Here is a 25,877-nt window from a genome sequence, read left to right as displayed (position 1 = left end):
ACTACAGCATCAGCGATCTGGCCGAGCTGTTCTCCGTCTCCAGGCCAACCGTGTACCGCACCCTCACACGCACCGAGCACGCCAAATAGCAATCAAAATTCAAAGCCATTTAGCGATCAAGCTCACAGCCAACCTTCCTTAGCTTGTACTCTTTTGACCAAAGAGCATACATGTCGTCTAAAAACATCAATTACAACAAAATTTATTCATAAATATTAGTATTATTAAACGTATAGATAAGCACATGTTTAAGATTGACGATTATAAATAAATGAATTAAGTGTAAATGAAGTAAATTCTCACATATAAAGGTTAATAATACCATTGATACAGACGAATTATGTGAATATGAAATCAAAAATTATAATATATCTACAATAGCTACACATCACCCTATATTCAGACATTACAAAACGTGGTCTGGTCTCGTTGACATAAACTATTATCGATTTTTTTCCGGGAGTATGATGCGCAGATATTTTAAGGACCATTCATACAAACAAAAAACTGGTCAGGTCTTATTTCATGGTGGATTTCCTAGTATTGATGAGGATTATTTCGAGTGGATTGATGTGCTCGAAGCCGTTGAGGATGCAATCGATGAGTTGGTCGTTGTAGAACTAGGTGCCGGTTTCGGAAAGTGGTCCGTCGCAGCAGCATGCGCAGCGCGAACAAGAAGACCTGATCTCAAGGTGAAACTGGTCACTGTCGAGGCAGAACCAACACACTTTGAATGGATGAAACTCCATTTCTCTGATAACGGTCTTGACCCTACTTCTCATCGACTGATTGAATCTCCCGTAAATGGAACAGGAGGAAAGGTATCATTCGTGATTGGCCACCCCCAAGAGTGGTATGGACAATCTATCATACCTTCTGGATCAAGATTCGGGAACTGGCCAGAGGGAAAAGAGGTTCAAATGACGGCCATTACCTTGGAAGAAGCCGTAGACGGTGTGGGTACTATCGACCTCCTGGATATGGACGTACAAGGCGTGGAAGCCGAAATCATTACCGGGTCTGTGTCATTGCTGAATTCCAGGGTTCGACGCATCCACATCGGTACGCACGGTCATAACATTGAAGACACGATCTACCGGACATTAATCAACGAAGGCTGGTTTTGTACGCGCGCCTATCGGGCGTCCTCTACAGTCAGAACCGAGTTTGGCGATGTGTTCTTTCTGGACGGAGTTCAAAGCTGGCTCAACCCCAGACTCTTCTAGTATATCCGGGGCCATAGGACAGAAATAATCAACAGAATCTGGGGTATCTCTCCAGCACCAATACACACACTCAATCAGACAGGGCCACTATGGGACGGTCCATACCTGAGAAGGCTGGAGCCGTTGCGGCGCAGCCAGTCACGTTCGTCACGGCAGGAGCCGACCAGGCTATCAACCACGAACCAGAACTGCCGGGAATGATTCATTTCCACCAGATGCGCAACCTCGTGCGCAACAACGTAGGTCAGCACCTTTTCTGGTGCCAGGATCAGGCGCCATGAAAAAGACAGATCCCCCGTAACCGAGCAACTCCCCCAGCGCGTACGGGTATCACGCACCGTAACTGACCGGACACGCTGGCCCACACGCTCGGCCATGACACAGGCACGTGACCGAACCTCCCGAAGGGCATACTGGCGCAACCAGTCCCGAAGGCGGTTGGCGGGCGATACAACAGGGCCAGTCACAATAATCCGTCCTTCCTCCAGAATAACACTCCGCCGTCCTTCAGGGCGTATACACAGGGTCCGGGGAATTCCCAGCACCGGGATTACCTGCCCATCCGTAAAGGGGATAGAGGGGGAAACACAGCGCAATCTCTGCCGGATCCAGCCCACATGATCCGAAACAAAGCCCATAAGCTGGCGACGGGAGATCTGCGGGGGATGTGTTACCACAACAGTGGAATGATCCTGCTCTAGACGCAGGGTCAGATTGACCGCCCGAACCAAAGGGCGGAAGCGAACGGCCAGCCTGTCTCCGTCCACCTCAACAAAAGCCTCCGGACATTGCAGGGCCGAAGCACGCCCCTTCAGAGACACATGCCCCATGCCCTACAGATCCGGCCAGTCAACGATATGATGCTCCAAGGGACCCGCCCGCCGCTCCGACACCACACGACCCCGAACGCTGACGCCGGCTTCGTGCACGCTGTTGGGATCCCCCGATACCAGCGGATGCCACCAGGAGAGATCCTTCCCTTCGTGTATCAGGCGATAGGCACAGGAGCGTGGCAACCAGGTATGACGGCTGATGAACTGGGGAAACAGCTGAACGCAATCCGGCACAAAGTCAAAGCGTCGCTCGTAGTTTGAACACCGGCACGAACCCGGATCCAGAAGGTGGCACGCCACGTTGGTGTTATGAATAGCCCCTGGCGTTCCGTCAGCATCATCCTCATCCTGCAGCTTGTGCAGGCAACATTTACCGCAACCGTCACACAGGGATTCCCACTCTTCGCGGGTCATCTCCTCCAGTGACTTGCTCTTCCAGAATGGCTCGGACCCAACAACAGGGGATACCGCATCACAGGACACGGCGATGTGTCTGCTCTTTCTCTGCGAAACGGAAGAACTCTCGGACATGGGGCAAAATTTCCTCGCGCCAGCGGCGCCCGTTGAAAATACCATAATGCCCCACTTTGAGAGCATAATGATGAAGGTGCAAGCGTTCCGGAACATTACAGCACAGATCGTGGGCGGCCTTGGTCTGGCCGGCGCCGGTGATGTCGTCCTTCTCGCCCTCAACAGTCATCAGCGCCACATCGGTAATCGCCTCGGGCCGGACCGGACGTCCGGCAATGATCATCTGCCCCTGTGGCAAGGAATGCTTCTGGAAAACCTCGCGGATAGTCTCCAGATAAAACTCTGCCGGCAGATCCATAACGGACAGGTATTCATCATAAAACTCGCGATGCTTTTCCGCAGAATCCCCGTCACCACGGATCAAGTGACCAAAATAGGTCGCATGGGCGTCCGCGTGACGCTCCAGATTCATGGACAAAAAGCCCGAAAGCTGGAGGAAGCCCGGATACACCAAGCGGCCCCGGCCGGGATAACCAGCAGGAACGGCATGAACAACCTTTGTCTCGAACCAACTGATCTCGCGGGTTAATGCAAACGTGTTCACTTCTGTCGGGTTGCAGCGTGTATCGATAGGGCCACCCATCATTACCATCGATAGCGGACGGTTGGGATCATTATCCTCGGCCATCAACGACACAGCTGCCAGCATGGGTACACTGGGCTGACAAACTCCCATGGTATGAACCCCGGGCCCAAGATAGGCCAGAAAGCGACGCAGATAACTGACATAGTCACTTAAGGTGAACGGTCCCTCGGACAAGGGGATATCACGGGCATTGATCCAGTCCGTGATGTAAATATCGTGATCAGGCAGCATGGCTTCCACCGTGCCACGCAGCAAGGTGGCATAGTGACCGGACATCGGCGCGATAATCAGGACCTTGGGATCGTCCTTCCGTGCACAGTCGCGGGCAAAATGCAGCAAGTCGCAGAACGGCAGCCGCATGACGACTTCCTCGTGCACAGCCACCGTGCCGGCACAGTCGGTATGCGTTGTCAGCAGGCCAAATTCCGGCTTCAGGTACTGGCGGGTCATCCGTTCAAAAAGATCCGCCCCGGCGACCAGGGATTTTGCAGCATGGGTATAGGAAAAGGGCAAGAGAGGGTTGGAGAACAGCACATGCACGGCTTGCGCCACCATACGCATCGGAGCCAGGGCGGCATGCTGCATTTCATGAATCTGGTAGAGTGGCATGTTGCAAACACCCTCTGTCGAAGCCGGCAACCCTGCCCCGTCCCTGAATAAATGGAACCCAAATTCAGGCGGGACACGATCCTGCAGTACAATCCCGGACACAACGCCTGACCCGCAGGCCGCCCGGTAAAACTGCGTGGACCACCCAATGTTGGCCACTTGGACCCCGGATGCAAGCATACAAAAGCACCGGAACAAGAGGGTAAAACAAAAAAATGGCTGTATGCAGCACATTCAGCCTGGCATGGCCGGTTCAGCAAGGCCCGTCCCACAACAACAGACACCCGCCCGGAGGGAAAGAAGGGCGGGAACCGGGATTATAGGCCTCTCGTCCGTACAGACACATCACAGGGCATGCCTTGTCCTGTCAGAGAAGACGGGCAAGGCCGGCTGCCATCTCCTCTGCCGACAGGCCATGCGCGAACCACGTCACATAGCGCCCATCCGGCCCCATAAGCCAGGTCATGGCCGAGTGATCAACCAGATAATCATCCGCAGCCCGACCGGATTCCGGGGCCTTCCGATAATAAACCCGATAGGCTTTGGCAGCAGCAGCAACCTGCTCTTCCGTTCCTGTCAGCCCAATCATGGACGGATCGAATGCCTGAACATAGGCCCCCACCGCCTCGGGCGTGTCGCGCTGTGGATCAACGCTGATAAACAGGGGCTGGACCTTTTCAGCCTTTGCAGACGGCAAAAGCCGCAACGCCTGGCTTATAGTCTGCAGTCCTGTCGGGCATACATCAGGACAATAGGTATAGCCGAAATACACCAGCATCCACCGGCCCCGGAAATCCTGATCCGTTACAGCCTTCCCCTGTCCGTCAACCAAGGTAAAAGGCCCGCCGGGGGATGGTGGAGAAGTCTCTGGCTGTAAAAGCGCAAATCTGCCGACCAAAGCCAATACAACAGCAATCAGGACAACAGCCGTATAACGAACACCCTTTAACATACGCATCGCCCACTTCCCACAACACACAATACCAACCTTACAAAGGAAGCTGAATACCCTCGCCGGAAAGAGCACGAAAGGCCAGCCAGAACAGTACAACAGCATTCAGGATCATCAATACAGGAGCCCAGATCCGTACAAGCTGCTTCCAGCGCATGCCCGCGCAATATCCGGCCAAGCCCGTCACAAAAAGACCCGGAACCGTTCCCATGGCAAACAGAAACATGCCGGCAGCACCTGCCACAGGATCTGCTGTAGACAATGCCGCAGCCAAAGCCGCATACAGCAAGCCACATGGCATAAATCCAAGAACAACCCCCAAGGCATAGCCCCGCCACCCTTGTGGCGATGTAAACAGATCATCCAGAACACCGGACAAAGGCCCTGTGACCAAGGAGCCCGCAGAAGCCGGCATCAAGGATACACGCATCCGGGGCAATGCCTGACCAAGGAACAAAAAGCCCGCCACCATCAGAAGAACAGCAGATACCCAACCCGGAACAGAAGCCGGGACCACGTAGCCAGCCAAACCGGAGCCAGCAGCACCCAACGCTGTGTAGGTCGTCGCCCGCCCCAGATGATAGGGCAACAGCGCCGCACCGGTCAGACGGTGCCACTCGCGCATCTGTGATGCAGGGACCCGCTCAAGACTTGAGGCAACCTGCGACAAGACAAAAGGCCCGCACATGCCGATACAATGGGTCAGGCCGCCCCCCAACCCCGCCATGAACAACCCGCCCATAAGGCCGGCATGACCGGAAATCACGGCCGAACAATGCGCAACCCCACCATACAGGACAGACAGGATATCAGGTCCGCTCACAACCACCTCCAGCCCCGGCTTGCTGCCATCATCACAGCAGCGCAGGGTGTTGTGTCGCACAGCCTGTATCCGGCATCAACCCCCAAGGAATTGCCACATTCCTTGACAAAACCTCGTGCAGGAGGCATGCCCGAAGCCTGCAAGAACCACTTCTGTGGAGAGTACCCGAAACATGTTTCGTCGTCCTGTCATGACCGGAATACACGTTGCGCTTACTGCGGCCCTGATGCTCTGCCTGCTACAGATGCCTGTCCACGCCGAACGGTCGGCAAGCGAGAAAGCGATTCAAAAATGGCACGAGCGACAGGAACAAGACCGCTGGTTCCGGACGACCGAGCCAGGGAGCAACACGCTGCGGCTTGGCCTCCCGGAGACAGAAAACCATATTCCCAGCCCCGGCATAACCAACGAAAGCATGTTTGAAAGAACGATCCGGGAAAAGGAAGAACGGCGATTACAGGAACTCCGGAAAGAGTATCAGGAATACGTCGAACAGGAACGGGAGTATCGTGAACAACTGAAAAAAGAGAGCCGGACAGATGACACACGCCCCCTCTCTGGCTACACGCCCTCCTGGCCACCACAGGGCCTGCCACCTGATCCGGGAGCATGGGGGCCACAAGGGCATGAATTCCCGGGATCTTTACGGAACGAGAGCGCTCTCCCACTTCAGGTGGCTGACATAGACCTGCCACTGGAAGCACCAATTATTAGCGTCATGGTGTCCAGAAACTGGCCCGAGATGAAGCGGATGTTTCTTGGAGGAACCAGCCCGGATACCCTGAGCCGCAACAGAGAGCCCCTGATCGTACTGGCAACGCGTCGGGATCTGGACGCTGCGGTCGACCTTCTCCTCAAGCACAAGGCCCGGATCAATGCGACCGACTCCTTTGGCAACACAGCCCTGATGTGGGCCGCAGATCAGGGCAACCTGACCCTTGCCAAGAAATTGCTTGATGCCGGTGCCAACCCTGACTTGCAAAATCGCCAGGGGATGAGTGCCTTGATGCGGGCAGCACGCCGTGGGAACGCCCCCGTTGTCGAGCTTCTTCTGCAAAGGGGGGTGGACACAGGCATGACAGACTACACCGGTCGCGATGCCCTCGACATGGCCCGGGAAAGCGGCAACACCCGTACTCTCCGTGCCCTGGAGGGAGCATCCTGACACAACCCGGGGATCATGACGACTCGCGGGCCAGAATCAGGCGGGCTGCGTCAAGCAAATGATCTGCCACCAGGTCGGGCCGACAGGATTGTTCCGCCTCCGTCACAGTTCCCTTGCCGGTACGGACCAGAACTGTTCCGGCCCCGACAGCCTGACCAAGGCCAATATCGGCCGCCTTGTCGCCGATCATCCATGACACGGATAGATCAAATCCCAACGTGCGGGAAGCCTCCAGCGCCAAACCGGGCATGGGCTTCCGGCACGCACATCCATCTAACGGGCCGTGGGGGCAGAAGAAATACCCATCAATAACAATACTATCTGGGGCCAGGATTGCATCAAGACGGGCATGGATATCGGACAATAGGGCCGGGGTAAGTAACCCGCGGGCAATGCCGGACTGGTTGGTCAGCACAACAAAGCGGAAACCAGCCCCGGCAAGAGCCTTCAATCCGGCCACAGCGTGCTGTTCCAGACAAAGATCATCCGGATCGGACAGGTAATGAACGTCAACATTCAACGTTCCATCGCGGTCCAACATGATATAACGGGCAGCCACAGCGCGTCCTTTCGGAAAATCTCCACAACCAGCCCCTTGCAAAACCGGAATGGCGGCACTATTGTGCGCGCCTTGGCTATGCTTCGGGTCAAAATCCCGCATCCTGGGATGTATGGGATAGCCCATCCGCCCCGAAACAGGAAGCATGGAGCGTATGCCGCAGTAGCTCAGCTGGTAGAGCAACGCATTCGTAATGCGTGGGTCGGGGGTTCAAGTCCCTTCTGCGGCACCATCTTCCTCCTGCCAGTTCCGGAAACATACCCCTGAATTCATATGTAGTGACGGTGACAGGGATTGCCCGCGCCGAATCCAGGATAAGCACGCTCTGTCGAGCGGTACACCCGAACCATCACCAAGAACAAGCACCCAATCCACCTTGCGACCGGCATTGTTGACCTGTCGGCTACACATGGCCGCACGGTTCAACACATTTCTTGCGCGACCTTGACTACAAGGGCAGATTGCATAGAGCATGATAAAAATTTCTTTGGTTGCTGACCCTGACCATTGCCTCCTTGCTATTCCCATGTATGCGGCCCGGCGGGGCCATCCGAGCGCACCAGGATTAACCCATGCCCGAGATCAAGCAATCCTACACCCTGTCCTGCCCATCGGACTTCCGGGATTCCATTCTTGCCTTGGCCCACAGACGACGCGTCAATGCCGCCGACGTAGCCCGGTCCGTCATGCTGGTCGTTCCTGAACACGTTATTGAATCCTTTGCAGACCCAGGAGAACCTGTCCGGGATGACCGTGAAACGGTGGTGCTGAAGTCCGGACGGGCCGAAGGCCGCCCTTGGCGACGCAAGCCACGTTTACAGGTTCGCCTTCCATCGGGGCTGGAGATTCCTTTCATACGCAAGGCCCTCAATCTGGCACTTGCTCTGGACTATGGGGTTTTACAGCTGAAACTGGGACCGGCGGAAGAGGAAGCTCCGCCACCACCTCCTCCCTTTCCACCTCCCGAACCGGCGCCATCCATCAGCATCCTGCATAACGAGGCGTCGCGCGATTACGATGCTGAAATGCGCGAACTTCACGACGAGCTGGAGCAGCTTCGTGCAACGGTCAGCGTCCTCGCCTTCGACCCTATTCCCGGGGGCATCACATCACGGGCCGAGGCCCTGCACGTTCTGGGGTTCCCGCCTTACTCCGACCCTGACGCCCGCATGATCAGGCTGCGCTTCCGTATGCTGGCCACGGTCCACCACCCGGACAACCCGTACGGAAGTCATAGCCGGATGAGCCAGCTCAATGCAGCCATGGATCTCCTGCGCAAGGCACGCCCACATTGAAACATGTTGAGACACCGGAACGAACCCCGGATTCAAACGCCAGCTGGTCAATCCGGAGAGCAAGATCGACATCACGCTCGCTCAACCCACCGGCATCGTGGGTGGACAGGGTTATCTCGACACGGTTCCAGACATTGAACCACTCAGGATGATGGTTGATCGCCTCGGCAGCCAGAGCAACCCGGCTCATGAAACCAAAAGCCTGACTAAAGTCGGAAAACACAAGACTGCGGAACAGGGCATCGCGACCGGGCACCATACACCACAGCGGAAGCTGCTGCGCAAGCTCAGCCCTGCGGCTCGTTGTCAGGGGAACGACCATTTTTCTTCCCTCTCTTCGCCTGCCATGCCAAAGCCGGCATCACCCGGGCAAAATGGCAATAGCCCAAGAAACACACGAACCACGGCATGCTACAAGGATCTGCCTGTCCGTACAGGAACAAAAAAGCACAGCCTTATATTTCTCTGCCGTCGTCCCGGACCGGAATACTGATGCACAACCGGCAAAGATCCCGGAAACTTGGTCCACTATGTCACCGTTTGCACAGCCGGTTTCTGTCCTGGATTGTTCAACGATGACATGGGACGGGTCAAGTCAACACCCTGATCCGTCTGCCTGCTCCTCTCAAGGGATGCCATGATGCCGCCTGCCAGGACCCCCGTCATATCTCTTGATCCAGAGACACTGCGCCGTACAGTACACTCGGCGGAAATCCCCTTTGCGATTTCATCCGATCTTCCCCCCAGCCATGAAGAAACCCTCCACCCTGTTGGCCAATCGCGTGCCGTTGAGGCAGTACACTTTGCAATCAGCATGTCTGCCCTGGGCTATAATTTGTTCTGCATGGGGCCGGAAGGTACAGGAAAAGCCAGCCTGATCCGGCGATTTGTAGGAGAAGCCGCAGCGGCAAGGCCATCCGCACGGGACTGGTGTTATGTGTACAATTTTGAGGACAGTTACCGGCCAAAGGCACTGGGCCTGCCAGCGGGTCGGGCCAGGGCATTTTCAAAAGCCATGGCAGCCCTTGTAGAGGAACTCCGTCACGCCCTTCCCGCGGCCTTTGAAACCGAGGACTATCACAGCCGCCAGCGCAACATCGAAGAGGATTTCCGCCAGCGCCGTGAAACAGCCCTGGACGAACACCGCCGGGCCGCAGAGGCCGATGGCATTGCCCTGGTTCGCACACCGATGGGCCTGACCCTGGCACCAGAGCGAAACGGCGAGGCACTGGGGCCGGATGACTTCAGCCATCTGCCCGAAGATGAACAAAAAGCCCTGAAGGAAACAATCAGTCGCCTGCAGGATGCCCTGGAAGAAACCGTACGACGGATACCACAGTGGGAACGCGAAAAACGCGAGCAGGGCCGCATCCTGGACCACGAACTGACCGGATCTGTCCTGGACCGTGAGATGGCTTCCATCCGGGACGCGTTTTCCGGCGATGACTGCCATGAGGCCATGGAATATCTTGATGCCGTGCGGGCCGATATTCTGGAGAACAGCGTTCTGTTCCTCCCGGACGGTGACGAGGATGATGACGAGAACGTACCCGCCATGATCCGCAAGGCCGGTGATGATCTCCGTTTCCGGCGCTATCATGTCAACGTCCTGATTGACCACGGGGATGCCACCGGAGCTCCGCTGATCATCGAGGATCACCCGACACAGCCCGGCCTGGTGGGCCGTATTGAATACCGCCAACATCTGGGAACCCTGAGCACCGATTTCCACCTGCTGCGCCCCGGCGCCCTGCACCGGGCCAACGGTGGTTTCCTGGTCATGGAAGCACGGAAGCTGATGGCCAATCCCTTTGCCTGGGAAGACCTGAAACGATCCCTGCGCAACCGGGAAATCCGGATCGAAGCCCCCGGAACATCGTGGGGCATCATGTCAACGCAGAGCATGGAACCCGAACCCATTCCCCTGAACCTGAAGGTGGTCCTTCTGGGAGAACCGGCCCTTTATTACCTGCTGGCAGAAAGCGATCCTGATTTTCGTGAGCTGTTCAAGGTTGTGGCCGACTTTGATACCGTCTTCCCCCGCGAACCACGAACCATACGCGCCATGTCCCTCCTTCTGGCCGAAATAGGGCAACGCAAAAATCTTCCTCCCCTGGAAGCCGAAGCAGTAGCCTGCATCATCGAGCATGGAAGCCGTCTGGCAGAAGATGCCGGGAAGCTGACCGCCAGCGTGGGGGCGCTGACCGACTTGCTGCGTGAGGCGGCATGGGTTGCCGGGCAAGAGACATGCAAAACCGTACAGGCCAAACACGTCAGAAAAGCCATACAAGCCCAGCGACGGCGATCAGACCGTATTCCTGTTGCCATGCAGGAAGATATTACCCGCAACACCATTACCATCCAGACCGATGGATCGGCAGTCGGGCAAGTCAACGGCCTTGCTATCATCGGCATCGGAACGGAAGAATTCGGCAAGCCATCACGTATCACAGCCAGGGTTCGGGTGGGGCGCGGTGATTTTGATGATATCGAACGGGAAGTTGACCTGGGGGGACCAACCCACTCCAAGGGCGTGCTGATCCTGTCCTCATTCCTGCGCAGCCGATTCGGGAATGACGGGCCGATCCTGTTCTCGGCCAGCATTACCTTTGAGCAATCCTATGGCATGATCGACGGCGATTCCGCTTCCTCCACGGAACTGTATGCGCTTTTGTCCGCTCTGGCCGATACGCCCGTTGACCAGGGTAAAGCCGTAACCGGATCGGTTGACCAGTTCGGCGCTGTTCAGGCCGTTGGCGGCATCAACGAAAAAATCGAGGGCTTCTTTGACCTCTGCGAGGCCCGTGGCCTGACCGGACGACAGGGCGTGGTCATCCCGCAAACCAACGTTATCAACCTGATGCTGCGTGAAGATGTTGTCGATGCCTGCCGCCGGCAGATGTTCCATGTGTGGCCAATCACACATGTCGATGACGGCATTGCCCTTCTTACCGGACTCCCTGCCGGGGAACAGGACAGCACGACCGGCCAATGGACACCGGGCAGCATAAACCGCCGTATAGCGTCACGCCTGAAAACATTCGCACGGATTGCCGCACAGGAAGCCGATGGCAACAGTGACAGCACGGGATCATGGGGCGGAACACAGGGAACCGCCGGCGACCGGCGGCCCTGATAACAGCACAGCACGCACCATCATCACAATCAGCCCGGACACGGACAGCAAGACGGAGCACGTTCCGTATAAGCTGACTACGGCGACGGTCTTGCCATCCATACCGTCCCTATGGCAGGAAACATGCGTCCGTGTGCTTCCCCTCCACGACCGGAAGAGAGTAACATGCGACGCCGCTATCTGCGGCAACGCGGGTGCCTGATTGCCTGGATTCGTGGTCATCGAAAGGCAGAAGCACTCTGTCCCTGTTGTGTAGTTTTTGCCCTGCTGTACAAGGAATTCTTCCCTCATGGCCCGCGCCCAAGCAGACAACAACAGCCTCCTGCCTTCCGGGGCCCGGCAGGCATTGGCCCGGATCGGGCGTCGCCTTGGTGGCCTGATGCTGCTTGCAGGGTCCTTTGCCCTTGGAACGGCACTGGCCACGTATGCTCCAACAGATCCATCCCTGAACACAGCCGGACCTCATCTGGTCAACAACGCACTGGGAAAACCGGGCGCACTGTTTGCCGATTCCATGATACAGGGGCTGGGCATGGCCTCTGCCCTGCCAGTACTGATGCTGTCTGCCTGGGGCATCCGCATGATTCTGGCCGGGCGTATTACATGGGGCTGGCTACGCCTGGTCCTGTGCATACCAGGATCAATGATGATCAGCATTGTTCCCGCCTGGCTGCCACGACCTGACTCATGGACAGCTCCAACCGGAACAGGCGGCCTGACTGGATCACTGTTGCTGGACGGCGCATATCAGGGCCTGATGACCGGTACAGGATCTGTCTCCCTGATGTGGGTTGTGGTCCTGTTGTGCGGCCTGGCAGGTACAGCCCTGATCCTGTGGACCTCCATGCTGCGCTGGCGGGAATTTCAGGCTCTGGCAAAAGCCCTGTCTACCGCCGGCCGTCAAACGGGTCGGGCCATACAGGCTGTTGTCAGCTGGCGCCCGTTCCCTGCCAAGGATAGAGGGTACGAAGATACAAACGAGGAAGGTCTTGCATGGCATCCCTCCTCTGAGGGACCCGCCCAGCGCCGGGGTGCCGATCCGTACACAAGAATAGAACCCCGGATGGAGCCTGTTCCGGGACCATCACACACTCAGGATCCTGTGGTGCCACTGGAACAAACAACGGAGTACGAGGGAGATACGATCACCATTGTGCCTCCGACAACAACAAAAAGCGCACCAAACGTTCAGGCACGAGCCCGCCCCCCCCAACATATCCATGACTTGGCTCCTGCCCGGAACCAAGGCTTCCAGATCCCGCCCCTTGATCTCCTGTCCCTGCCTGTTGCCTTGCAAGGTGCCCTTCAGGATGACCGCCTCCTGTCCACCAACGCACGTCTTCTGGAAAGTGTCCTGCAGGACTTTGGTGTCAACGGGCGCATTGTGGAAATTCGCCCCGGCCCGGTTGTCACGCTGTATGCCCTTGATCCCGCACCGGGAACCAAGACAAGCCGGGTGATCAGTCTGGCAGATGATATCGCCCGGTCGATGAGTGCATTGAGTGTACGCATCGCTGTTGTACCGGGGCAGTCCACAATCGGGATCGAGCTACCCAACAGTACACGTGAAATGGTCAGCTTCCGGGCCCTCCTGTCCGATGACAGCTTCAATGAACATCCAGAGGGCCTGATCCTGGCGCTGGGCCGCGATATCGGCGGAAGCCCGGTACAGGTTGACCTGTCCCGGATGCCACACCTGTTGATCGCAGGAACAACGGGGTCCGGAAAATCAGTGGCTGTCAACACCATGATCTGCTCCCTGCTGTTCCGGATGACCCCGGACCAGGTGCGCTTCATCATGATAGATCCCAAGATGCTGGAGCTGTCTGTCTATGATGGTATTCCACACCTTCTGTCCCCGGTTGTAACCGACCCCGGGAAAGCTGTGGTTGCCCTGAAATGGGCCGTGCGGGAAATGGAAACCCGCTACCGTGCCATGAGTCAGATGGGTGTCCGCAATATCGGGGGCTATAACCAGAAACTGCGCGAGGGCAGCACCCGTGGCGAGCCTCTGACACGAACGGTTCAGACCGGCTTTGACCCCGAGACCGGCAAACCTGTTTTCGAGGAACAGCAGCTGGATACCACGCCTCTCCCCTACATCGTGGTGATTGTCGACGAAATGGCCGATCTGATGCTGGTTGCAGGCAAGGATGTGGAAGCGGCCATCCAGCGCCTTGCACAGATGGCCAGAGCAGCAGGGATCCATCTGATCATGGCCACCCAGCGCCCCAGCGTCGATGTGATCACCGGCACCATCAAGGCCAATTTCCCGACCCGCATTTCATTCCAGGTCACCAGCAAGATCGACAGCCGCACCATTCTGGGCGAACAAGGCGCTGAACAGCTTCTGGGCCAGGGCGATATGCTGTACATGGCAGCAGGCGGACGGATCACCCGTGTACATGGACCCTTTGTATCGGATGCCGAGGTAGAAGAGGTCGCCACGTTCCTGCGTGCCCAGGGGATACCGGATTATGTGGGGGCCATCCTTGAGGACACAACGGAAACCCAGGCTCTTCCGGGAACGGAGGGCCTGGACGCGGGAAGCGACAGCCCGGGTGGATTATTTGACCAGGCGGTTGCCCTGGTCGCACGGGAACGGAAGGCATCAACCAGCTTCATCCAGCGCCACCTGCAGATCGGTTATAACCGTGCCGCCCGCATCATTGAACAAATGGAAAAGGAAGGCATGGTGTCGCGGGCCAATCACGTCGGAAAGCGCGAGGTTCTTCTTCCTCCCCCACATGATGAAGCAGGATAGAGGCGTCCTGTCCACAGGGCCGAAGGACAACCGGTTTCTCTGGACAACGCAGCCGGTTGCCGACAGAGTCCGCACCAAGAATACCCTGCCCGGCGGAGAGTCCTCATGAACACAACTGTCCTTTCCGATACCACCCTGAAAGCAGACGTTGTTGTGGTCGGGGGAGGACTGGTTGGTGGAACGCTGGCGTGCGCGCTGGCTACACACGGCATACCGGTCCTGTGTGTTGATACCGAGCAACCCGCCACGCTGACAGCACCCACACAGGATGGTCGCTGCTCTGCCATTGCGCTGGCTTGCCAGAAAGTTCTGGACACCGTCGGCATCTGGAAACATATGCGTGAGTCCGTACAGCCCATACTGGATATCAGGGTCACGGACAGCAACAGCCCCTTGCACCTGCACTATGATCACCGCGAGATCGGAAGCCCCATGGGCTATATGGCAGGAAACACGGTCATCCGTCAGGCTGTTCTGACCCGCCTGAAAGAGCTGAAACTGGCAACATTGGCTGCACCGGCCCGTGTTGTGGAAACCAGCCGGAGCATAGACACCGTTCTGGTCAAGCTGGATGACGGTCGCGTTATCCGGACATCGCTGCTGGTGGCGGCCGACGGGCGCAACAGCCGGATCCGGGATATGGCCGGCATACCTGTTGCACAGGGCCTTCCCTATCATCAGACCGGTATTGTACTGACGGTGCGCCATGAGAAGCATCATCGTGGCATTGCGCACGAACGTTTCCTTCCCGCAGGCCCATTTGCCATCCTGCCGTTGGTGGGTGGGTATCATTCCTCACTCGTCTGGACCGAGAGCAGTACAACAGCCAAAAGCCTTCTCGCTTTGCCTGATGACGCATTCCAGGAGGAGCTGGTCCAGCGCTTTGGCCCCTTCCTGGGGGAGATTGATGTTGTCAGTCCCCGGTTCTCCTACCCGCTATCCCTGCAACACGCCCTTCGCTATACAGACCGGAGGCTGGTTCTGGTTGGCGATGCAGCCCACGGCATGCACCCGGTTGCCGGGCAGGGCATGAACTTTGGCCTGCGGGACGTCGCCGCCCTGGTGGAAGAGATTGTCAAGGCCCGCAGGCTTGGGCTGGATGTCGGAACCGGCACTGTCCTTGAGGCCTATCAACGCTGGCGCCGTTTCGATAATGTCCTGATGCTGGGCATGACCGACGCCCTGGTGCGGCTGTTCTCCAATGACAACGCCCCGCTTCGACTGGCCCGTACCATGGGACTGGCCGCCGTGAACCAGATGCCGGGTCTCCGTCGTTTCTTCATGCGCCATGCCATGGGCGAAGTTGGTGATCTGCCCCGCCTGATGCGCGGTCTGCCGGTCTAGGTGATCAGCGGGAAGCCAGCGTAATCTCAAGCGCCGGAAGCCCCTCTATGCTCGCATGCACCGTATCACCGGGCTGCAAGGCGGCGACACCTTGGGGCGTACCGGTAAAGATCAAATCCCCGGGAGAAAGACGGACCAGGCGCGACAGATGAACCAGAATGCCAACCGGCCCCAGAATCATGTCTTCCAGCTTCCCGTCCTGACGAACACGGCCATTGACAGCCAGCTGTATAGAACCGCGCAATGGCGCCGTTTCCATGGGCATGATGGTTCCCACAGGGGCGGACAAGTCAAATCCCTTGGCCATATCCCAAGGGCGCCCCATACTCTTGGCTTCAGCCTGTAGATCCCGTCGCGTCAGGTCAAGACCGACAGCGCACCCGAACAAGCATGCCCCGGCAGCTTGTTCATCAAGATTCTCACCTCCGGCCTTCAGGGCAAGAACCAGCTCGACCTCGTGATGAAGGTTGGAGGTGACAGACGGAAATGGAATGGAAGACCCGCTTTCACAGACCGCATCAGCTGGTTTTGAGAAGAAAAATGGTGCCTCTGCGGCTGGGTCACGCCCCATCTCACGGGCATGGGCGGCATAATTGCTCCCGACACAGAAAATACGGCGAACCGGAAAGCGGTCGCTTGTTCCATGCACAGCAACAGACGAGGGAGGACATTCCGGAATGACAAAACCCACCGCACTTTCCTTACCTGAAGCAGGACGCCAAGACGCGCCGTACGCAAGGACATTAAAGCCGTACGATGCGGTAGACAACAGGATCTATATTTTTGGGGAGGGGTGAGCGCCCGGTCAGGGGGGGAACCGGGCGCTCTGCTCCTGTAAAGGAGCTCGGAAGGGGCAGGGGAGGCCACCTTCCGGGGGGAAGGACGGGCACAAGTTGCGCCCTGTCCGTGACGAAAGGATCTATGGCATAGCCCGCAGCAACACCAGCATCGGTGTCGCATAACAGACCCCTGCAATTTGCATGGCACACCAACAATAGGCATGCAGTGCATTGAAATATCACCTGTATCGTGCTGGCAAATTGCTCCAGGAGAACAGGCCTTGGTCAAAAGACAACCCCGTGCGTACGGAAAACAAGGACACCGCTGTTTCCAGATCGCGGGCATCACGAACCCGCCACTGGCGCAGCTCGAAGGGGTGTTCAGTAAAGACCAGCATCAAGGACCCGGCAGCAGGATCATCCGCCATCACCAGCTCGATCTCCGCAACACCGGCAGCGCGGCGTATATCTGTCAGAACAATATCAGGATCAGAAAAGCGCGGGTTCTTGCGCAGCAAAATGCCAGCCGGCGTTGAACCAAGGGGAAGATTGCTGACCTGCCCCACAGCATTATCAATAAAGACCAGCCACGTCCCGTCCGCGACAACCTTGATCTTTGACGGTGGGTCATAGGTAAGGTTCATCTTGCCCGGTCGCTGAATGGACACGGTGCCCTCACTGGAAGATCCATCACTGCTGATTTGAAGAAAGCGGGCCTGCATCGTGCGTACAGTCCCGAGCGTCTCCTCGGCTCGCTTCAGGAGTGCCGTCTCTTCCGCATTCGGACGATAGGGAACCAAACCGGATGAGGAAGCAGCAGCCAGGGCAGGGCACATGAAAACCAGAAAAGAAGCAACCAGAATACAGCGCCTAAAAAACAGCAGGGTCAAAGCCGGAAACTCCACGTTGCCTGTACAGCAGCCAAGAATTGACTTCACAGGTAACGGAGCATCAAGCCCGAGGCAAGGTATTCCGGAAGGACGAATGATCTGGAGACGAGCGTGTCTGTGGTGCAACACAAGACTGATCATCGGGAACGCTTTCGTCAGACCCACGACGCCGTTCCGCCAGTGCCACCATCAATGTTCCCAGTGTACGGGGATCAAGCCCCCTGCATATAACCATATTCGCGTCCCCCGAACGGGCCGGGACATCCCTGATCCCGGACTTTGAGCGGATATCAAACCAACGCATGCAGTGTAATTTTGGCCCAAAAAAATTGCAAACGATTTGCAATTGCATTTATCGGCAAGGAACGATACAGTCGCCTCGTTCATGATTCAGATGGGCCCATGTGGTGCGGACCGGTGCGGGTTTGAAAGGGCTGATCTGGATTGCTGAACCGGGTGATTATCAACCCGTCTCCTGTACCCCGGGTTCCGGCCCCTGCCTGTTGCCTCTCCTGCCGATGTGTCGCTCTCTCCCGACATTCCCGACATCGGCTCCCTGCAAGAAGCGAACGGCAGGACCGGAACCCGGATATAACGCAGAAAAACCGGCCACCCCGACAATGTGACCAAGGCGCCAGATAGACGCATGTTGTACTTGAGGATGATAATGGATTGCATTAGATTCCAAGTAGGCGGTTTTCCCGATATCCATTGCGGATTGTCCTGAGATCAGTTGGTTAATGGGTATGGAGCGTCCCATTCATGTATGTGTGCCTTTGTAATGACCTGAAATGTCGCGATGTGCGGACCGCACGGGATTCAGGTGCCAGAACCCCCTCCCAGGTCTTCCGCGCACACGGGCTGCAACCCCGGTGCGGCAAGTGCATAGACTGCATGAGAGTGATCCTGGACGAAGGAAAGCAACAAACGCCGATGCCAAGGGCATCATGAGAACGCTTCTCAAGTTATTCCAAAAACTGGAAAAACATGTTCTCCGGCAGTAGTATTCGCGGCGACGGGAATCTTTGCTGTGGAGAGCACCATGAAGGGCGACAAAGAGATCATCAAGCACCTGAACAAGGTCTTGAGAAACGAACTGACAGCCATCAACCAGTACTTCCTTCACGCACGCATGCTACAGGACCAGGGGCTGGAGCGCCTGGGGCAGCATGAGTACCAGGAGTCGGTGGAGGAAATGCACCATGCCGACTGGATGGTAAAGCGGATCCTTTTTCTGGAAGGACTTCCGAACCTGCAGGACCTGGGCAAGTTGATGATCGGGGAGAATGTTGCGGAGATTCTTGCAAATGACCTGAAACTGGAGCACGGCGCCCGCAACGATGTTGTGGATGCCATTGTCGCCTGCGAGAAAGCGCGTGACTTCATTTCGCGTGAGAAGCTGAAAGAAATCCTCGATGCCACCGAAGAGCATATAGACTATCTGGAGACCCAGATTTCCCTTCTGGAAAAGGTCGGTCTACAGAACTATATCCAGTCACAAATGGCCCCGGCAGACGGCGCAACATCCTGATCCTTTAATACAGATTGTCTCAGGAATATTCGCTTTCTGCACACTTTGGCCTATAGTCCCGGCGTGTCCTCAGTTGATCCGGAAAGTACGAGTTTCTGCCATGACATCTCCCTCTCGCCCCGGCCGTCCTGTTGTTCTATGCATCCTTGATGGCTGGGGGTACCGGCCCGAGCGTGACAACAATGCCATCGCCCTGGCTCATACGCCGGTATGGGACCGGATGCTGGCGGAATGTCCCGGCAGTCTTCTGGAAACTTCGGGGCTTGATGTTGGCCTGCCGGACGGCCAGATGGGCAACTCGGAAGTCGGGCATATGAACATTGGTGCCGGGCGGATCGTGATGCAGGATCTGCCCCGCATTGATGCCTGTGTTGCAGACAACGGCCTTGGCCACATGGAGTCTTTCGGTCGCTTTGTCAGCAAGGTTCGCCAGGGGAGTGGAACCGTTCACCTGATGGGGCTTCTCTCTCCCGGCGGTGTGCACAGCCATCAGGATCACATGGCAGCCCTTGCCGCAACACTGGGAGCAGAAGGACTGAAGGTCTGCCTGCACATTTTCACGGATGGAAGGGATACGCCACCCCGTTCCGCACGCGGTTTCATCGAAGCATTCCTGACCAAAACCCGTGACGTCCCCAACCTTTCCCTTGCAACACTGGGCGGGCGTTACTACGCCATGGACCGCGACAACCGCTGGGACCGTGTACAGCTGGCATACGACGCGATGGTATACGCAAAGGGCGAGCGTGCTCCCAATGCTGTCGCCGCGCTGGATGCATCGTATGCCGCCGCTGTCGGTGACGAGTTTGTGCGCCCGTGTGTTCTGGGCAACTATGCAGGCATGAAGGATGGCGACGGGATTCTGGTGGCCAATTTCCGGGCTGACCGGGCACGGGAGATAACGCGGGCCCTTCTGGATCCGGGGTTTGATGGTTTCAGCCGCGGGAATGGCCCCGCTTTCTCGGCTGCACTGGGTATGACCGAATATTCCAGGGCCCATACCGCCTTCATGGATACCCTGTTCCCGCCCGAACCCCTGTCCGACATCCTTGGGGAGGTCATTTCGCGCGCCGGGTTGGCACAGCTCCGCATTGCCGAAACGGAGAAATATGCCCACGTGACGTTCTTCCTCAACGGGGGCGAAGAAACCGTGTATCCCGGTGAGGACCGTATCCTGGTTCCCAGCCCCAAGGTTGCCACCTATGACCTGCAGCCGGAAATGTCTGCACCGGAGGTCACACGTCATCTGGAAGAGGCCATCCGTTCAGGACGCTATGACCTGATCGTCGTCAATTATGCCAATGGAGACATGGTGGGACATACAGGTATCCTGGAAGCCGCCATCAAAGCTGCCGAAGCTGTTGATGACGGGCTGGGCCGCCTGGAGCAGGCCATCCGTGACAGCGGGGGAACCATGATTGTCACGGCTGATCACGGTAACGCAGAATTGATGAAAGATCCTGAAACCGGAGAGCCTTATACCCAGCATACTGTCGGCAAGGTTCACGCTCTCTTGGTGAACGGGCCAAAGGCTGTGACCCGGCTTCGTGATGGCAGGCTGTCCGACCTGGCTCCCACGGTCCTTGCGTTGATGGGGCTACCCCAACCCGCTGCCATGACCGGACGCTGCCTGCTTGACCAGGAGGCAACCAACGCGACACGGGGCTCTGTGGCTTTTGGCTGAGAGACATAGCCCGGTCCGGGAGGTCATGCTGGTTTTTCGTATACTGCTCGTCTTTGCTGTCCTGTGCGCAACAGCCCCGCCGACCGGGGCTGCATCGCCTTCTGCATCCGAAAAAGAACTGAAGAAGCTGGAAAAACAGCTTCAGGAAAGCCGGGATCGTGAAAAACAGTTGGGCGAAAAAGCCAGCGGACTGGGAAAGGAACTGGAAACGCTGCGCGAAGAAATCGTTGCCGCCGCCCGTTCGGCACAGGACAACGAAGAACTGCTCTCGGCTCTGGAACGGCGCGTTCGTGACCTGGGTCAGAAAGAGAAAGATCTTCAGGCACACTTGGGAGACCGCGAAAGCCAGATGGCAACCGTTCTGGGCGGCCTGGAACGTCTGGCCATACGCCCACCGGAAGTTCTGGTCCTGCAACCCGGCCACCATGACGATACGATTCGAAGCGCTATCCTGCTGCGCGCCGTTATTCCCGAACTCCAGAAAAAAGCGGGGTCCCTGCGGAAAGAACTTGCAGGTCTGTCGACCATCCGGCGTGAATTGTCTACCCGACGCGCCGAACTGGCCACAGCACTGACCAAGCTGGACCGTCAACATGCCCGACTGGCAACACTCTACGCACGCAAGGCAAAACTGGCCGAAAGCACTGAAGCCGAGCGCAAGGCTGCCGCCAGTCGCGCCGAGCAACTGGCCCGGAATGCCGGGGATCTGAGAGATCTTCTGGCAAAACTGGAGGAAGACCGGCGCAAACGGGAAGCGGAAACAAAACGGCTGGCCCGGCTGGCCATGCCAAAACCGCCCGCACCGTCACCTGAACCCGGCCCGTCACTGGAAAGTCAGCGCGGCACAATGGCCTTGCCGGCGCGCGGACAAATTGTGATGCGCTACGGCGAAGAAACAGAAGAAGGTCTGAGTGCACGTGGTGTGACCATCCGGACACGCCCCGGAGCACAGGTAACTGCCCCGGCTACAGGAACAGTTGCCTTTGCCGGACCGTTCAGGGGATACGGGCTCCTCTTGATCATGGAGCATAGCGGTGGCTATCATGTCCTTCTGTCCGGTATGTCCCGTATCGATGCCGTTGTTGGTCAGAGCCTGCGCTCGGGAGAACCGGTCGGTATCATGGGGCCGGGTGACGGTACGCGGCTTTATGTGGAATTACGCCGGGATGGGCAACCGGTAAACCCCCTCCCCTGGCTCTCTGCTCGTAAAGGTTAGAACTGGCTGATGATGCGGAAGTCCCTTATTGCGGCGTTGGCCGTCCTGGTTCTGTCCCTGCCTGTGGGGGTGACGCTGGTCTTCCCCTCGTTGCAGGCACAGGCTAAAGCCGACGCATCAACCTATCGTCTGCTTGATCTGTTCGGCACCGTCTTCGAACGTGTACGACGCGATTACGTCGAGGATGTCACTGACCAGCAGCTGGTGGAATCCGCCATCAACGGTATGCTGACCAGCCTTGACCCTCATTCGTCCTACCTGAATGCCGAAAGCTTCCGTGACATGCAGACCCAGACACGGGGGGAATTTGGCGGCCTAGGAATCGAGGTATCGATGGAGAATGGCCTGGTCAAGGTTGTCTCTCCCATTGATGACACACCGGCTTTCCGGGCGGGGTTGAAGCCGGGTGACTATATCATACGCCTTGATGACAAACAGGTCCTGGGCATGACTCTTCAGGATGCTGTCGAGCATATGCGCGGCAAGGCAGGCAGTGAAATTGTGCTGACCATACGCCGGGAGGGACGTGACCCATTCGAGGTCAAACTGGTTCGTGATGTTATCAAGATCCGTTCGGCTCGCGCCAAGGCAGAAGGTGATATTGGCTACATTCGCCTGACAGCCTTCAACGAAAAAACATTTGATGCCATGCGGGATGGGATCGAGAAACTTAACAAGGATATCGGCCCGGACAAAATCCGTGGCTTTGTGCTGGATCTTCGCAATAACCCTGGCGGCCTTTTTGACCAGGCTATCGCCGTATCGGATGCTTTCCTTGATTCCGGCGAAATTGTCTCTACCCGGTCGCGCCGGAGTGATGATACCCAACGCTATAATGCGCAGAAGGGCGACCTGACCGGGGGGCTTCCCATGGTGGTCCTGATCAATGATGGCTCTGCCTCATCCTCGGAAATCGTTGCCGGGGCCCTGCAGGACCATCACAGGGCCATCGTGGTCGGAACCCGCAGCTTCGGAAAGGGATCGGTCCAGACGGTCATTCCGCTGGCCGGGCACGGCGCCATGCGCCTGACAACCGCGCGTTACTTTACCCCCTCCGGCCGTTCGATCCAGGCCGTCGGGATCGAGCCTGATATCGAGGTCAACGCCAGCTCCCACCCGGTTCGCAGCCGCAGTGAGGCCGATCTGCCCAATGCACTCAGCAACCCGGATGAGAAGGTCAACAGAAGCAAGCGCTCGACATCACAGCCGGACCTGGCGGATGAGAAAGCAGGGCAGGCAGCTCCCCACGTCGGCGTAGCCCAAGGCAAACCCGAGGAAGACCTGCAGCTGGCACGGGCCCTGGATATCCTGAGAGGGGTTGCACTCGAACGTCAGAAACAAACACGGCTCCAATAGCCTGTAATGCCGGGCAGTAAGGATTTCGTTAGGGGTTATCTGATTACTGTTTGACGTCGGGCTACTCTTGCCCGGAGTCCTGACTTCTGGGGAATGGCGTGGCGTTTTCGTTGAAATCGCTGTTCGGCGGCAAAAAGGAATCGGCAGACAGTTCTGGCGAGGAGGATCTGCCATTTCGCCCGGAGCCGGAAGAAATACCGGAGTCAGAAGTACGGCGTATCGAAGAGGAAAAGAAGCCGAAGCCTGGCCTTCTGGACAAAATTCTGGGTAAGGGAAAAAAGAAAAAAAAGGGAAAAAAGGGCAGCAAGGGGGATGAGGCCAACACAGCGGGTGAAGGGGCTGATCCCCTTGACAACCCTGCCCTTCTGGCCCTGATTGCCTCGGAAGTTGCTGATCTCCCCCCTCCGGAAACATCCGGGGATGATGGAGCCGCAGCAGCACCGGGTTCTGCTGCGGCTCCTGGTCCATCTCCAGCTGATGCCGTGATGCCTGACGACGAAGCCGCAGGCATGGATGATGGCGCCGGCATTGAGGATGAAGGTGGCGGCCCCGATCTGGATGACTTTGATTTACCACCGGTCCTGTCTGGCCCGGACAGGGCAGAGCAGGACTGGCGCAATCGCCAGAGGAAGCAGGCCCTGGTCGGGTCCGTTCTGGCCATACTGCTTCTAGGCGGGGGAGGTGGAGCTTTGTGGTGGTTCATGCAGCCAAAACCACTTCCGCCGGAGGTTGACCCCGGGCTGGTTGTCATCAATGAAAAGGGTGAAGCTGTTGCTGTCCCTGCGCCAGAGCCTATGGCATCGGGCGACAAGATCAGCCTCATGATGCCTCCCCCTCCACCAGCCAATCCGGAACCGCTTCCAGAGCCAAAACTGGCCGAGGGCGCATCGGATCCATCCGCAGAACGCTCCAAGAACCGACGTCCATGGCTGGCCGGGGACGGAACACAACCGCTGCCGACAGATCAGGCTGCGCCCCCACCCCCTGCACAGACAACAGAGGCTGGAAAGACTGAGTCTGCCGATAAACCAGCCGAACCCACACCTCCACCCCCGAACGAAACAGCCGCCGCACCGGCTGTTGAAACAGCACAGCCCCCTCCTGCTGCACCAAAAGCACCCGAGCCCGCAAAGACTACGGTTATTGCCGGACTGCCTCCATTCCGGGACCCGGTTCTTCCGGAACCCCGCAAACCAGGACAGGCGATGCCAAGCTATGCGGCCATTCCGGTAAACAAGGGCGATCCGAAAGGACTGGAACCCGCACCGGATCCAAGCCTGATCAGGACATCCCGCTTCGGCTCCCTCCCCATGATCAGCAGCGAGGGAAAAATGCCGTGGAAGGTTTATCGCAGACCTGCACCCGACACCAAGGGACCCAAGATCGGGGTTGTGATCGGGGGGCTTGGCCTACACCCGGAAGCGACGGAAACAGCCATCACCAAACTGCCGCCTGACATTACGCTCTCGTTCAGCCCCTATGCCCCGCAGCTTGAGAACCTGGTGCAGCGGGCTCGCTCCTATGGGCACGAGGTCATGCTGGATCTCCCCATGGAAGAGCAGACCTTTCCTTCGGCAGACCCCGGTCCCCTTGGTCTGCTGACAGCGCTGCCACCGTCCGAAAACCTGACGCGTCTGGAGATGGTCATGGGCAAGGCTGGGGGATACGTCGGGCTTCTGGGACGTCCCGGTCACTTTACCGGCTCGGGCCTGCCGATGCAGGCCGTTCTCGATGCTCTGGGGAAATCCGGGATCCTGTACATTCAGGCTGGCATGCCCCCTGCCACAGACGGCGCTGACAAGAAGGGCAATCTGTCCGGCTATCGCAAGGATACAGGCCCTGTAGCGGTCTCTGACCTGACCATAGAAGCCCGTTCCTGGCGTTCTTCTGTCGATGCACGCCTTGAATATGCCGCCCACATGGCCAAGACACGCGGCACGGCGCTGGTTGTCCTGTTCCCGTCCCCCCTGACCTTCGAACGCCTGATGGCTTGGAACAAAGGGCTGGCAACCAACGGAACCCGGCTGGTTCCCGCAACCGCTGTGGTCAACACGTCGGCAAGCTGATAGGGTCGTCCATCTTTTGCCCCCCTTAAGGGTGTTGACCACTGATGACCCCGTCCCTGAAAACAGATCTCCCCTGGCGTCCCTGTGCGGGCATCATGCTTGTAAACCAGCGCAACGAGGTTTTTGTCGCACGGCGCCTGGATACGGAGCAAAACGCTTGGCAAATGCCGCAGGGAGGCATAGATCGCGGTGAAGACCCACGGGACGCAGCCCTGCGCGAACTGAAGGAAGAAATTAGTACCAACAAGGCGGAAATCATTGCGGAGATGGAAGAGTGGGTACGCTATGACCTACCCGATGACTTGATCGGAAAGGTCTGGAAAGGGCGCTGGCGGGGGCAGGAACAAAAATGGTTCCTGATGCGCTTCACAGGACACGACCGTGACATTTGTCTGGATACGGAACACCCTGAATTTTCAGACTGGCGATGGGTGCCGCTTCGCGATGTCCCCGACCTTGTTGTACCCTTCAAGCAAGCCATCTATCGCCAAGTCTGCGCCGCATTTGCCCCGCACCTGGCCTGATCCCGGAG

24 protein-coding genes and 1 tRNA gene are annotated in these 25,877 nt (G+C 57.6%); 15 read left to right on the top strand and 10 right to left on the bottom strand.

What is annotated here, in order from left to right; translation table 11 throughout:
• Positions 1-8 precede the first annotated feature (8 nt).
• Together HEQ61_RS09050 and HEQ61_RS09045 are read left to right on the top strand one after the other, a co-directional pair.
• On the top strand, positions 9-89 hold the full coding sequence (locus HEQ61_RS09050; RefSeq protein ID WP_415877248.1) for a hypothetical protein: 81 nt from the start codon (positions 9-11) through the stop codon (positions 87-89).
• Positions 90-464: 375 nt separating this feature from the next.
• On the top strand, positions 465-1,226 hold the full coding sequence (locus HEQ61_RS09045; RefSeq protein ID WP_168020858.1) for an FkbM family methyltransferase: 762 nt from the start codon (positions 465-467) through the stop codon (positions 1,224-1,226).
• Between the two features lie 74 nt (positions 1,227-1,300).
• Here HEQ61_RS09045 and HEQ61_RS09040 read toward each other — a convergent pair whose 3' ends face one another.
• The 5 genes from HEQ61_RS09040 to HEQ61_RS09020 form a co-directional block, all read right to left on the bottom strand.
• Positions 1,301-2,056 carry a M48 family metallopeptidase gene (locus HEQ61_RS09040; protein ID WP_168020857.1) on the bottom strand — a complete coding sequence of 252 codons (756 nt, stop codon included), beginning with the start codon at positions 2,054-2,056 and terminating at the stop codon, positions 1,301-1,303.
• Positions 2,057-2,059: 3 nt separating this feature from the next.
• Positions 2,060-2,542 carry a YcgN family cysteine cluster protein gene (locus HEQ61_RS09035; RefSeq protein ID WP_322099235.1) on the bottom strand — a complete coding sequence of 161 codons (483 nt, stop codon included), beginning with the start codon at positions 2,540-2,542 and terminating at the stop codon, positions 2,060-2,062.
• Complete coding sequence (locus tag HEQ61_RS09030) at positions 2,532-3,785, bottom strand: polyhydroxyalkanoate depolymerase (protein WP_168020874.1); 1,254 nt, start codon at positions 3,783-3,785, stop codon at positions 2,532-2,534. Before HEQ61_RS09030 ends, HEQ61_RS09035 begins: the two co-directional genes overlap by 11 nt.
• A 367-nt stretch (positions 3,786-4,152) precedes the next feature.
• Entirely contained in the window at positions 4,153-4,743 is a 591-nt protein-coding gene (locus tag HEQ61_RS09025; protein WP_245183221.1) for an SCO family protein, read from the bottom strand.
• Positions 4,744-4,774: 31 nt separating this feature from the next.
• Positions 4,775-5,620 (bottom strand): sulfite exporter TauE/SafE family protein, encoded by an 846-nt coding sequence (locus HEQ61_RS09020; RefSeq protein ID WP_322099234.1) that lies wholly within the window; start codon positions 5,618-5,620, stop codon positions 4,775-4,777.
• A gap of 112 nt (positions 5,621-5,732) precedes the next feature.
• Between HEQ61_RS09020 and HEQ61_RS09015 the strand changes: the two genes are divergently transcribed.
• Positions 5,733-6,725, top strand: coding sequence for an ankyrin repeat domain-containing protein (locus HEQ61_RS09015; protein ID WP_168020853.1), 993 nt, complete (start codon positions 5,733-5,735; stop codon positions 6,723-6,725).
• A 13-nt stretch (positions 6,726-6,738) separates the two neighbouring features.
• Here the strand turns inward: HEQ61_RS09015 and HEQ61_RS09010 are convergent, their stop codons facing one another.
• On the bottom strand, positions 6,739-7,284 hold the full coding sequence (locus HEQ61_RS09010) for an HAD family hydrolase (RefSeq protein ID WP_322099233.1): 546 nt from the start codon (positions 7,282-7,284) through the stop codon (positions 6,739-6,741).
• 156 nt (positions 7,285-7,440) lie between these two features.
• On the opposite strand from HEQ61_RS09010, the gene HEQ61_RS09005 reads away from it, so the two are divergent.
• Together HEQ61_RS09005 and HEQ61_RS09000 are read left to right on the top strand one after the other, a co-directional pair.
• Positions 7,441-7,516, top strand: a tRNA-Thr gene (locus tag HEQ61_RS09005).
• Positions 7,517-7,856: 340 nt separating this feature from the next.
• Complete coding sequence (locus HEQ61_RS09000) at positions 7,857-8,579, top strand: J domain-containing protein (RefSeq protein ID WP_168020851.1); 723 nt, start codon at positions 7,857-7,859, stop codon at positions 8,577-8,579.
• Here HEQ61_RS09000 and HEQ61_RS08995 read toward each other — a convergent pair.
• Positions 8,536-8,901, bottom strand: coding sequence for a 4a-hydroxytetrahydrobiopterin dehydratase (locus HEQ61_RS08995; protein WP_168020850.1), 366 nt, complete (start codon positions 8,899-8,901; stop codon positions 8,536-8,538). The two genes, HEQ61_RS09000 and HEQ61_RS08995, sit on opposite strands and share 44 nt — an antisense overlap.
• 315 nt (positions 8,902-9,216) lie before the next feature.
• Between HEQ61_RS08995 and HEQ61_RS08990 the strand changes: the two genes are divergently transcribed.
• The 3 genes from HEQ61_RS08990 to HEQ61_RS08980 all read left to right on the top strand — a co-directional run bounded on the left by HEQ61_RS08990 (position 9,217) and on the right by HEQ61_RS08980 (position 15,823).
• Positions 9,217-11,715 carry a Lon protease family protein gene (locus HEQ61_RS08990; RefSeq protein ID WP_168020849.1) on the top strand — a complete coding sequence of 833 codons (2,499 nt, stop codon included), beginning with the start codon at positions 9,217-9,219 and terminating at the stop codon, positions 11,713-11,715.
• Between the two features lie 289 nt (positions 11,716-12,004).
• A complete protein-coding gene (locus tag HEQ61_RS08985) occupies positions 12,005-14,479 on the top strand; it encodes a DNA translocase FtsK (protein WP_168020848.1) in 2,475 nt (824 codons plus the stop codon).
• Positions 14,480-14,584: 105 nt separating this feature from the next.
• A complete protein-coding gene (locus tag HEQ61_RS08980) occupies positions 14,585-15,823 on the top strand; it encodes a UbiH/UbiF/VisC/COQ6 family ubiquinone biosynthesis hydroxylase (RefSeq protein WP_168020847.1) in 1,239 nt (412 codons plus the stop codon).
• Positions 15,824-15,827: 4 nt separating this feature from the next.
• Here HEQ61_RS08980 and HEQ61_RS08975 read toward each other — a convergent pair whose 3' ends face one another.
• The 3 genes from HEQ61_RS08975 to HEQ61_RS08965 form a co-directional block, all read right to left on the bottom strand.
• Positions 15,828-16,514 (bottom strand): fumarylacetoacetate hydrolase family protein, encoded by a 687-nt coding sequence (locus tag HEQ61_RS08975; RefSeq protein WP_168020846.1) that lies wholly within the window; start codon positions 16,512-16,514, stop codon positions 15,828-15,830.
• 327 nt (positions 16,515-16,841) lie between these two features.
• Positions 16,842-17,492 carry a LolA family protein gene (locus HEQ61_RS08970; protein ID WP_168020845.1) on the bottom strand — a complete coding sequence of 217 codons (651 nt, stop codon included), beginning with the start codon at positions 17,490-17,492 and terminating at the stop codon, positions 16,842-16,844.
• 61 nt (positions 17,493-17,553) lie between these two features.
• Entirely contained in the window at positions 17,554-17,727 is a 174-nt protein-coding gene (locus HEQ61_RS08965) for a hypothetical protein (RefSeq protein ID WP_168020844.1), read from the bottom strand.
• Between the two features lie 527 nt (positions 17,728-18,254).
• Between HEQ61_RS08965 and HEQ61_RS08960 the strand changes: the two genes are divergently transcribed.
• The 7 genes from HEQ61_RS08960 (at position 18,255) to HEQ61_RS08930 (ending at position 25,869) form a co-directional block, all read left to right on the top strand.
• A complete protein-coding gene (locus HEQ61_RS08960; protein WP_168020843.1) occupies positions 18,255-18,443 on the top strand; it encodes a bacterioferritin-associated ferredoxin in 189 nt (62 codons plus the stop codon).
• Positions 18,444-18,534: 91 nt separating this feature from the next.
• Complete coding sequence (bfr, locus tag HEQ61_RS08955; protein WP_168020842.1) at positions 18,535-19,023, top strand: bacterioferritin; 489 nt, start codon at positions 18,535-18,537, stop codon at positions 19,021-19,023.
• A 100-nt stretch (positions 19,024-19,123) separates the two neighbouring features.
• A complete protein-coding gene (gpmI, locus tag HEQ61_RS08950; RefSeq protein WP_168020841.1) occupies positions 19,124-20,707 on the top strand; it encodes a 2,3-bisphosphoglycerate-independent phosphoglycerate mutase in 1,584 nt (527 codons plus the stop codon).
• Positions 20,708-20,732: 25 nt separating this feature from the next.
• Positions 20,733-21,923, top strand: a complete 1,191-nt coding sequence (locus tag HEQ61_RS08945; protein ID WP_168020840.1) for a murein hydrolase activator EnvC family protein — start codon at positions 20,733-20,735, stop codon at positions 21,921-21,923.
• A gap of 9 nt (positions 21,924-21,932) precedes the next feature.
• Positions 21,933-23,279 (top strand): S41 family peptidase, encoded by a 1,347-nt coding sequence (locus tag HEQ61_RS08940; RefSeq protein ID WP_168020839.1) that lies wholly within the window; start codon positions 21,933-21,935, stop codon positions 23,277-23,279.
• Positions 23,280-23,377: 98 nt separating this feature from the next.
• Positions 23,378-25,345 (top strand): divergent polysaccharide deacetylase family protein, encoded by a 1,968-nt coding sequence (locus tag HEQ61_RS11535; protein WP_168020838.1) that lies wholly within the window; start codon positions 23,378-23,380, stop codon positions 25,343-25,345.
• A 44-nt stretch (positions 25,346-25,389) separates the two neighbouring features.
• Entirely contained in the window at positions 25,390-25,869 is a 480-nt protein-coding gene (locus tag HEQ61_RS08930) for an RNA pyrophosphohydrolase (protein WP_168020837.1), read from the top strand.
• The last annotated feature ends 8 nt before the right edge of the window (positions 25,870-25,877 follow it).

The organism is Haematospirillum sp. H4485 (assembly GCF_012102745.1).
In the GTDB taxonomy this organism is placed as follows: domain Bacteria; phylum Pseudomonadota; class Alphaproteobacteria; order Rhodospirillales; family Rhodospirillaceae; genus Haematospirillum.
Note: the sequence above shows the minus strand (reverse complement) of the source record. Positions and strands in the feature narration are given on the sequence as shown.

Excerpts from the sequence above, each read along its gene's own strand:
- HEQ61_RS09045 (WP_168020858.1), top strand. The coding sequence starts at position 465 with ATGATGCGCAGATATTTTAAGGACCATTCATACAAACAAAAAACTGGT.
- HEQ61_RS09040 (WP_168020857.1), bottom strand. The coding sequence starts at position 2,056 with ATGGGGCATGTGTCTCTGAAGGGGCGTGCTTCGGCCCTGCAATGTCCG.
- HEQ61_RS09030 (WP_168020874.1), bottom strand. The coding sequence starts at position 3,785 with ATGCCACTCTACCAGATTCATGAAATGCAGCATGCCGCCCTGGCTCCG.
- HEQ61_RS09025 (WP_245183221.1), bottom strand. The coding sequence starts at position 4,743 with ATGCGTATGTTAAAGGGTGTTCGTTATACGGCTGTTGTCCTGATTGCT.
- HEQ61_RS09015 (WP_168020853.1), top strand. The coding sequence starts at position 5,733 with ATGTTTCGTCGTCCTGTCATGACCGGAATACACGTTGCGCTTACTGCG.
- HEQ61_RS09000 (WP_168020851.1), top strand. The coding sequence starts at position 7,857 with ATGCCCGAGATCAAGCAATCCTACACCCTGTCCTGCCCATCGGACTTC.
- HEQ61_RS08995 (WP_168020850.1), bottom strand. The coding sequence starts at position 8,901 with ATGGTCGTTCCCCTGACAACGAGCCGCAGGGCTGAGCTTGCGCAGCAG.
- HEQ61_RS08990 (WP_168020849.1), top strand. The coding sequence starts at position 9,217 with ATGATGCCGCCTGCCAGGACCCCCGTCATATCTCTTGATCCAGAGACA.
- HEQ61_RS08985 (WP_168020848.1), top strand. The coding sequence starts at position 12,005 with ATGGCCCGCGCCCAAGCAGACAACAACAGCCTCCTGCCTTCCGGGGCC.
- HEQ61_RS08980 (WP_168020847.1), top strand. The coding sequence starts at position 14,585 with ATGAACACAACTGTCCTTTCCGATACCACCCTGAAAGCAGACGTTGTT.
- HEQ61_RS08965 (WP_168020844.1), bottom strand. The coding sequence starts at position 17,727 with ATGGTTATATGCAGGGGGCTTGATCCCCGTACACTGGGAACATTGATG.
- HEQ61_RS08960 (WP_168020843.1), top strand. The coding sequence starts at position 18,255 with ATGTATGTGTGCCTTTGTAATGACCTGAAATGTCGCGATGTGCGGACC.
- bfr (WP_168020842.1), top strand. The coding sequence starts at position 18,535 with ATGAAGGGCGACAAAGAGATCATCAAGCACCTGAACAAGGTCTTGAGA.
- gpmI (WP_168020841.1), top strand. The coding sequence starts at position 19,124 with ATGACATCTCCCTCTCGCCCCGGCCGTCCTGTTGTTCTATGCATCCTT.
- HEQ61_RS08945 (WP_168020840.1), top strand. The coding sequence starts at position 20,733 with ATGCTGGTTTTTCGTATACTGCTCGTCTTTGCTGTCCTGTGCGCAACA.
- HEQ61_RS08940 (WP_168020839.1), top strand. The coding sequence starts at position 21,933 with ATGATGCGGAAGTCCCTTATTGCGGCGTTGGCCGTCCTGGTTCTGTCC.
- HEQ61_RS08930 (WP_168020837.1), top strand. The coding sequence starts at position 25,390 with ATGACCCCGTCCCTGAAAACAGATCTCCCCTGGCGTCCCTGTGCGGGC.